The 8784-nt window shown below is 74.1% G+C and carries 5 protein-coding genes; 3 read left to right on the top strand and 2 right to left on the bottom strand.

Annotated features, from left to right (window positions below):
- Nucleotides 1-97: 97 nt before the first annotated feature.
- Genes ACZ53K_RS02940 through ACZ53K_RS02950 form a run of 3 tightly spaced genes read left to right on the top strand, consistent with a single transcriptional unit; the run spans nt 98 to nt 7235 of the window.
- Complete coding sequence (locus ACZ53K_RS02940; protein ID WP_468831275.1) at nt 98-712, top strand: sigma-70 family RNA polymerase sigma factor; 615 nt, start codon at nt 98-100, stop codon at nt 710-712.
- Nucleotides 709-2478: a hypothetical protein gene (locus tag ACZ53K_RS02945; RefSeq protein WP_468831278.1), complete on the top strand. Its 1770-nt coding sequence runs from the start codon at nt 709-711 to the stop codon at nt 2476-2478. The genes ACZ53K_RS02940 and ACZ53K_RS02945 overlap by 4 nt, the downstream gene beginning before the upstream one ends.
- Complete coding sequence (locus ACZ53K_RS02950; protein WP_468831281.1) at nt 2475-7235, top strand: FtsK/SpoIIIE domain-containing protein; 4761 nt, start codon at nt 2475-2477, stop codon at nt 7233-7235. The genes ACZ53K_RS02945 and ACZ53K_RS02950 overlap by 4 nt, the downstream gene beginning before the upstream one ends.
- A gap of 81 nt (nt 7236-7316) precedes the next feature.
- Here ACZ53K_RS02950 and ACZ53K_RS02955 read toward each other — a convergent pair whose 3' ends face one another.
- Nucleotides 7317-7625 carry a hypothetical protein gene (locus ACZ53K_RS02955; protein ID WP_030020961.1) on the bottom strand — a complete coding sequence of 103 codons (309 nt, stop codon included), beginning with the start codon at nt 7623-7625 and terminating at the stop codon, nt 7317-7319.
- A 78-nt stretch (nt 7626-7703) separates the two neighbouring features.
- On the bottom strand, nt 7704-8714 hold the full coding sequence (locus ACZ53K_RS02960; protein WP_468831284.1) for a hypothetical protein: 1011 nt from the start codon (nt 8712-8714) through the stop codon (nt 7704-7706).
- Between the last annotated feature and the right edge of the window lie 70 nt (nt 8715-8784).

The raw sequence follows: 8784 nt of genomic DNA on the forward strand, positions 1-8784 counted from the left end.
GCGGCGGCTGATTAGGGTGTGGTCCGTGGTAGTAGCAACCACCCACCCCGGTCGGCCCGCGCACCGGCGACCCGAAATCCCCTGAGGCAGCACAGCGATGACCGAACCGGCGATACCGGCCCGGGGCCCCGCCGCCGCGCCGGAACGCCCCGCGCCGGTCTCCTTGTCGTCTCCCGCCCGGCCGCGTACCGAGGAGCGCATCACCGCTCTCGTACTGACGTACCGTCAGCCGCTGTTACGGTACGTCACCGGCTTGTTGCCCGCCGACCCGCAGCGGGCGGAGGACGTCGTCCAGGAGACGCTGCTGCGTGCCTGGCTGGAAAGCGACATCTCTCGCGTACGGGACGCCCGGCGCGAGGCCGGCTGGGAGCCCGGCCTGCCGTGGCTGTTCAGGGTCGCCCGCAACGTCGTGATCGACTGGAGCCGGCGCGACAGCTCCCGGCCGGCGGTGCCGACCGGGCTGCCGCCGGAGACGGCCGGCCCGGCGGACGAGGTCGCCCGCGTGGTGGAACGGACGCATGTCGTCGAGTTGCTCGCCCAACTGTCCCGCCCCCATCGAGAGGTTCTGGTGTACACATACCTGCTCGGCTGTTCCGGACCCGATACGGCGCACGCGCTGGGCATACCGCCCGGCACGGTGAAGTCCCGGCTGCACCATGCGATGCACCACCTGCGGCGGGCCGCCGCGCCCGACGCCCGGGACCGCGGATGAGCGGCCCGGGCCGTACGGTGCCGCCGGGGACGGCGGCCGCGGTGGTACCGGCGCAGTCCCCGGTACCGCTGGCCCTCGGTATGCCGGACCGCACCTCCTGGCTGATCCTCATCGGCTTCCTCGTCGTCCTGATCCTGCTGATCTGGCTCCTCGCCCGGACCGTCCGCAAACAGGGCGGCCTGCGCCGTACCTGCCGCCGGATCGCCTGGGAGGTACGGATGACGGCGCGGGCGTTCACCGCGCCGCTCCGCGCCTACCTGCGGCACCGGCGCTGCGCCCGGATCCTGGCCGCGTACTTCGCCGACCCGGCCGCGTACGACGTCTCCCGCGCGGCGCTCGACCGCGCGGACGCGGACGCGGGCGACGGCTGCTACGCGCCGACCGTCCAGCTGGCCCAGACCCGGGACCGGGTACACGTCGTCGTCGCCGGCCGCGACCCGGCCGGCGCCGGCGGACCGGTCGTGCCCTGGATCGACGCGGCGCACGAGCCGGGGGAGTGGACCTGGTCGGCGCCCGCCGACGCGGTACGGGGATCGTCGGCGGCGCACGGACGCGCCGTACGCATGCCGCTCGTCCTCGGCGTGGACCGCAGGACGACGGGCGTGGTGCTCGTCGACTGGCTGCGCGGCCCCGCGGCGCTGGGCGTCGAGGGCGACCCGCAGGTGTCCCGCAGCGCGCTCCAGGCGCTGGCCGCCCAGGTGGACCGGATGCCGGACGGGCCGCCGGTCCTGGTGGCACCCGGCGTGCACCCGCGCTTCCCCGGCCGTCCGCTGGACGACATCCTCGCGGAGCTGGCCGCGGACCGCTGGGCGGAGACCGGGTACGGGCCGGAGGCCGTGGACGAGACGGCGGTCCCGGTGGTCGTCTGCTGGGCACCCACGGCCGACCAGGCGGCGCGGCTGGCCGACCTGTGCGTACGGGGACGTGCCCGCGCGCTCGTCGGCGGCCGGCTGCCGGGCGCCTGCTGGGTCCTGCACGCCGAACCGGACGGGCGGCTGCTCGGCCCCGGGCCGCGGGTGGACGTGGAGTCGCCCGCGCTCGGCCCGATCGTGGCCCGCGCGGTACGGCGCAGGCAGCCCGCGCCGCACTGCGTCCTGCCGGGCGCCGGTGTGGGGACGGGCATGGGGACGGGCATGGTGCCGGAGTCCGGCCCCGGTTCCGGCGGCCCGGCCGGGTACGCACCCGGACCGGCCCCGGCGAAGCCGGACCTGCACAAGACCGCTCCGGTCCCGGTGCCCACTCCGGCCCCCGCCGAGCCGGTACGGGAACGCCCTGCGGCCCCCATCCCGCCGGGACCGGCCCCAGCGCCCGCTCCGACCTTCAACCCGGCCCCCACCTCGGCCGCCCATCCCCCCGCGGCCCCCGCACCCGCCCACCCCGCCGGCAACCCCGCCCACCAGGCCGAAGCGCCCCGCGAAACCGCCGCTTTCGACGCCGACTTCGCCGAGCCCGAGCCGGGCGTGCCCGCTCCGGCGGCCGCGTCCGAAGCCGTGACGCCGGAGCCCGCGCCCACCCGGCGTCCCGCCGCGGCGCCCACCCCGTCGGAAACCGGCTCCCCTGCCGATGCCGGACCCGGTAGCCGGCCCGGTGCCGACTTCGCCGAACCGGACTTCGCGGAACCGGACCTGGCCGTCCCCCGGGCCGCCGCCGCGCCGCCCGGCCTGGCCGGGGTGTCCGCCGCCTCCGGCACCCGCGGCACCTCCGACGCCGACTCCGACCCCACCGCCCCCGGCGATCCTCAGGAACGGACTCCTCGTACCCCGTGAGACTCTTCGTCACCCTCGCTCCGGCCGCGCCGGCCCGGCCCGGCTCACCGCAGCCCGCCCCCGAGCGGCGCGACCTGGTCCTGCACACCCCGGGCACGACCACGGTCGGCGCCCTGGCCGCCCGCTTCGCCGGTGCGCACGCCACCGGCGAGACGCCGCCCGCCCTCTTCCTCGGCGACCGTGAACTCCCCGCGGACCTGCCGGTGTCCGCCACCGGCATCCGCGACGGCGCCACGCTCGGCCTCGGCGGTCCCGTACCGCCCGAGCCGGACGGCGGTTACGGCCCCGACCGCACCGAGCTGCCGCCCCCGTCCCGCTCCGCCGACGGCGAGCGGCTGCCGCGCGCGCCGCGCGTGGAACTCCAGCTGATCGGCGGCCGTGGCGCCGGGCGGGTCTGGCCGCTGGATCTCGGTACGCACACCATCGGCCCGGCGGCGGGCAGTTCGGTACGCCTCCAGGGCCGCGACGTGCCCGGTGCGGGCATCCGGATCACCGTCCGGCCGGACGGCACGGTGCTGCTGGACGCCGGCCCGGCCGCCCGCAAGTCCGCCGGCGGTACGGCGGCGGACGGCGGCAGGCCCGCGTCCGGCCACCGCACCGACGTGGCGCTGTCGGTTCCCGAGCCGCCGCCCGCCCGGCCCCGCGCCGACGCGACCCCGCTGCCGCCCCCGCCGCCGCCCGAACTGCCCGACCCGTACGCCGACACCCACCTGCCGGTCCCCGAGGGCTGGGTGGAGTGGCCGCTCGGCGGCGAGCTGCGGCTGGGCGAGTTCCTGCTGCGGATCGCCGAGCCCACGGAGGCGGACGCCGCGGTGACGGCCTCCGAGGACGGCGCCCACCTGGACTTCAACCGGCCGCCGCGGATCGTCCCGCCGCTGGTGCCGGAGCGGTTCACGCTGCCCTCGCCGCCCGCACCGCCGCCCCGGCGCACCATCCCGCTGCTGGTGGTGATCGCGCCGATGTTCATGGGCATCGGCATGGTCGTCTTCCTGAACTCGTACTTCTACCTGATGTTCGCGTTCTTCAGTCCGGTCCTCGCCATCGGCAACTGGATCAGCTCCAAGCGCAGCGGCTGGCGCGACTTCCTCACCTCGGTCGCCAACTACCGGTCCCGGCGCGCCTCGCTGGAGCAGGACGTCAAGGGCATGGTCGAGCGCGAGCGCGGCCTGCGGGTCGCCGCCGGGCCCGACCCGGCCGCCGCCGGCATGTGGGCCGTCGGCCCCGGCGCCCGGCTGTGGGAGCGCCGCCGCGGCCACCCCGACCATCTGCTGCTGCGCGTCGGCACCGTACGCCAGTCGTCGCTGCTGACGATCGAGGACAGTTCCCGCGAGGACAACCACCGCTCGGTGAACTGGCAGATCCCCGACATGCCGATCGGCGTGGACCTGTGCGGCGACGGCGTCGTCGGCATCTCGGGCGAGACGGACGCGGCCCGCGCGCTGGCCCGCTGGACGGTGGCGCAGGCCGCGATCCTGCACAGCCCCCGCGACGTACGGATCACCGTGCTCACCGACGCGGCGGGCGCGCCCGCCTGGGAGTGGGTGCGCTGGCTGCCGCACGCCCGCCCCGGCGAGGGCGGCGTCGCCGCGCCGCCCACCGGCGGGCCGACCGTGACCGTCGGCAACGACCCGGAGACGGTCGCCAACCGGGTCTCCGAACTGGTCTCCGCGATCCGCTCCCGGGCCCGTTCGCGGGAGTCCGCGATGGGCGGGGCCCTGCTCGCCGAGCCCGACCTCGTCGTCGTCCTGGACGGCGCGCGGCGGCTGCGTGACGTGCCCGGCGTGGTGCAGGTGCTCAAGGAGGGCCCGTCCGTACGGGTCTTCCTGATCTGCCTCGACCAGGAGGAGCGGATGCTCCCCGAGGAGTGCGTCACCGTCTGCACGGTCGGCGCCCGCGAGGTGACGCTGCGCCGTACCGGCAGCGCCGACCTCACCGGCATCCGGCCCGACCTCGTGGACACCGGCTGGTGCGAGCGGATCGCCCGCGCCCTGGCCGCCGTACGCGACGTCACCCCGGACGGCTCCGACGGCCTGCCGGACCGCGTCAAGCTGCTGGACCTGCTCGGCCTGGAGCCGCCGCAGGCCGCCGAACTGGCCGCCCGCTGGACCAAGCGCCCGGCCTCCACCGGTGTGCTGCTCGGCGCCGGTTACACCGGCCCGGTCACCTTCGACCTGGTCAAGGACGGGCCGCACGGCCTGATCGCGGGCACCACCGGCGCCGGCAAGTCCGAACTGCTGCAGACGCTGGTGGCCTCCCTCGCGGCGGTCAACCGGCCGGACGAGATGACGTTCGTCCTCGTCGACTACAAGGGCGGCAGCGCCTTCGCGGGCTGCGAGCGGCTGCCGCACGTGCTGGGCATGGTCACCGACCTGGACAGCCACCTCGTCGAGCGGGCCCTGACCTCGCTGACCGCCGAACTGACCCGCCGCGAACGCCTCCTGGCCGACGCGGGCGCCAAGGACCACACCGAATACCGGGCGATGCGCCGCCGTGACCCCGCGATGGCGCCGCTGCCGAGGCTGCTGCTCATCATCGACGAGTTCGCCACCCTGGCCCGCGACGTACCCGAGTTCGTACCCGGCCTGGTCGGCATCGCCCAGCGCGGCCGTTCGCTGGGCCTGCACCTGCTGCTCGCCACCCAGCGTCCGGCCGGTGTGGTCACCGCCGACATCCGCGCCAACACCAACCTGCGGATCTCGCTGCGCGTCACCGACGCCCTCGACAGCCAGGACGTCCTGGAGGTCAACGACGCGGTCAGCATCTCCAGCGACACCCCGGGCCGTGCCCTGGCCCGGATCGGGCACCGTTCGGTGCTCCCGTTCCAGACCGCCTTCGTCGGCGCCGTACGCGACGCCGCGCAGGCCACGCCCCCGGACGCCGGGGACACGGAGCAGGGCGCGACGAAGGGGGCGCAGTCCGACGCCGACGTGTGGACCAGCGAACTCTCCTGGTCGCTGCTGGGCCGTACGGCCGCCGAACCCGCCGAGGAGACCGGGGACCTCTTCGACGCCATCCAGGAGGCGATGGACGACCGCGACGCGCCGACCGACCTGACGGCTCTGGTCGACGCGGTCCAGCAGGCCGCCGCCGAGCTGGAGATCGAGCGGCAGCCCAGCCCCTGGCTGCCCGCCCTGCCGCACGCCGTCAGCCTGGCCGAACTCCCCGACCGGCCCGACCCGGCCGACGGGCGTCTCGCGCCGGTCGTCTGGGGCCTGTCCGACCTGCCGGGCGCCCAGCGCCAGGAGCCCCTGGAGCTGGACCTCACCCGCTTCGGGCACCTGTACGTCCTGGGCACCCCGCGCTCCGGCCGTTCCCAGGTCCTGCGCACCATCGGCGGTGCGCTGGCCCGTCGGCACTCCAGCGCTGACGTGCACCTGTACGGCATCGACGCGGCCGGCGGCGCGCTGTCGCCGCTGTCCGCGCTGCCGCACTGCGGCGCCGTGGTACCGCGCGCCGACCTGGAACGGCTCGGCCGGCTGCTGTCCCGCCTGACCGCCGAGATGAGCGCCCGCCAGGAACTGCTCACCTCGCACGGTGCGGCCAACCTGACCGAGCTGCGCGCCTTCCTGCCGCCCGCCGAACGCCCCGCCCACGTGGTCGTCCTGATCGACGGCTGGGACTCGCTGGCCGCCCTGCTCGGCGACCACGACGGCGGCCGTCCGGTCCAGGAGCTGACCTCGCTGATCCGCGAGGGCGCGCCGATGGGCCTGCACGTCATCGCCACGTCCGAACGCGCGCTGATGACCGGCAAGGTCGCCTCGCTCAACGACGAGCGGCTGCTGCTGCGGCTGACCGACCGCAACGAGTACAGCCTGGCGGGCATCCCGCCGAAGCAGGTGCCGGCCGTCGTCCCGCAGGGCCGCGGCTGGCGAGGGGGCAGCGCCACCGAGGTACAGGTGGCCCTGCTCGGCGAGCAGGCCCTGCGGGAAGAGGGTGCTCCGGTCACCGGCCGTGACCAGGCCGAGGCGCTCAAGCGGATCGGTGAGCGGGCCGAACAGCGCGACCGGGACGTGCCCGCCGCGCGCCGCCCCGCACGCGTGCTGAGCCTGCCGCGCCAAGTGTCCTTCACCGACGCGTACGAGAAGGTCCCGGCGGCCGACCGGCGCCCCCTGTGGGGCCTGCTCGGTGTCGGCGGCGACGAACTGGGCCCCATCGGCGTTGACTTCGCGGCCGACGCGCCGTCCTTCCTCGTCAGCGGCCCGCCCGGCAGCGGCCGGTCCACCGCGCTCACCACGCTCGCGGTGTCCCTGCTGGCCGGCGGCACCCGGGTGGTCGCGCTCACGCCGCGCGAATCGCCGCTGCGGGGCCTGGCCCGGCACCCGCGCGCCGTGGTCATCCAGGACCCGGACCCGCTGGCCGACGAGGTGACCGCGGCGCTCAACGCCGAACCGGGGCCCGCCGTGGTCCTGGTCGACGACGCCGACCTGCTCGCCCAGCTGCCCGCGGCCGACGCGGCGCTGCGCGAGGTCGCCACCACCGGACGGGACCGCGGCATCGGCCTGGTCGCCGCCGCCACCGCCGAGACGCTGACCTCGGTGGGCATCGGCTGGCTCGGCCTCGTACGGCGGGTGCGCAAGGGCGTGCTGCTGTCGCCGCAGTCGCCGAGCGAGGGCGACATCCTCGGCGTACGGGTGCCGTACGACCTGCTGCGCGGCCGTCCGACGCCGGGCCGCGGCCTGACCGTCGACCCGGTCAGCGGCGCGCTGGTGTCGGTGCTGGTGCCGGAGACGGTGCTGCGCGAGGGAGACGCCGGCTGACCGGCCGTAAGGCAGATACGACGGTGCCCCGCCACCGGACGAGAGGTCCGGCGGCGGGGCACCGCCGTGTGGTGCGGAAGGTCAGCCGGCCTTCTTGGTGCCGGCCGCGATGTCCGCGTCCATCTTCTCGATGTTGTTCTTGATCTGGTTGAACTGGTTGGCGAAGGAGTTGATGCTCTCCACGGCCTTCTGCAGCGACGCGGTGAGGTTGGTGTACGACTCCTTCAGCGCCGGGCTGCTCTGCTGCATGAACATGCCGTTGTCCAGCAGGCCCTCGACGGAGGTCTTGGTGCTCAGCAGCAGCGGGTTGATGTCGTTGACGGCCTGGTTCATCACGCCGGAGACGCGCTGGATCTCGTTGTAGTCGATGTTGATGTTGCCTGCGGGCATGGTGCTGGCTCCCTGAATCGGTGTGATGGGTGGAGATCCGGACGGGGTCCGGGGCGCGGCGGGCCGGGGGACGGGCCGTCAGTCGTCGGACTTCTTCGGCTTCCAGCCGGTGTCCCCTTCGGCGTCGTCGCTCGTCCACTCCTCCGTCTTGCCGTCGGTCACCACGGTCTTGGTGCCGCTGCCGTCCTCGTTGACCTCGATGGTGGTGGTCACCTCGTGGCCGTTGAGTTCGACGGAGGAGTGGGTCGTACCTTTCACCGTCTGCTCGTTGCCGTCCTCGTCGGGACCGACGGTGGTGTAGGTGGTCTTGGTGTCACGGTGACCGGTCTTCTGGTCGGTGACCGAGGTGGTGGTACCGGTCGTGGTGCTCTCTTTGCCCTCGGTGTCCTTCGTCTTGCTGTTGAAGTCGTCCGTGGTGGTCTTGTGCTCCGGCGTCTCGGTCTTCGTGGACGTGCCGGTGGTGTTCGTGACGTTGCCGAAGACGTCCGTCGACTTCGAGTCGTACGTGCCGTCGTCGTGGTAGTTCGTGGTGTCGGTCGCCTTCAGGCCGGTCTTGGTCTCCATGGTCGTGGTGACCTTCGTCGGCTCGCCGTCCGCCCCGTACTCGTACGTCGTCGTGGTCTTGTTGCCGTGCCCGTCGTCGGTGGTCCACTCGTGGGGACGCTCACCGGGCTTCTGGGGCTCCTTCGGCAGCAGCTTCGGGTCGAGGTCCGGGTGTTCCTTCTTGGCCTTCTCGACCGCCTCGTGCCAGGCGTTCCACTCCTCGTTGCGGGCCTTCCACAGGTCGGAGGAGATCTGGGCGCTCTGCTTGGCCGCCTTGTTGGCCAGGTCGAAATCCCAGTCGGCCCACTTCTTCGCGACGCCGTCGTAGAGGTTCTTCAGCTTCTCCAGCTTCTCTTCCGAGCGTTTGAAGGAGCCCTTCCACGTCGAGTAGTACTTGCGGATCGCCGCGACGGCCACCCGGGAGCCGACCTCGTCGACCGAGTACTCCTGCTTGCTCTCGCGGGCCTGCTTGACCTCGTCCTTCAGCTTGCCGGACTTCTGTGCGACATCGTTGAGCAGCTCGTAGTCAACGGCTATGTCGGACACGGTCACACCCCTCGCGCGGTACTGGAGATCACTTCACGTCTCTCCTGGTCAAACGTATGGAGAGGCGGAA

Source organism: Streptomyces sp. NPDC033221, assembly GCF_055577005.1.

Excerpts from the sequence above, each read along its gene's own strand:
- ACZ53K_RS02940 (WP_468831275.1), top strand. The coding sequence starts at position 98 with ATGACCGAACCGGCGATACCGGCCCGGGGCCCCGCCGCCGCGCCGGAA.
- ACZ53K_RS02945 (WP_468831278.1), top strand. The coding sequence starts at position 709 with ATGAGCGGCCCGGGCCGTACGGTGCCGCCGGGGACGGCGGCCGCGGTG.
- ACZ53K_RS02955 (WP_030020961.1), bottom strand. The coding sequence starts at position 7,625 with ATGCCCGCAGGCAACATCAACATCGACTACAACGAGATCCAGCGCGTC.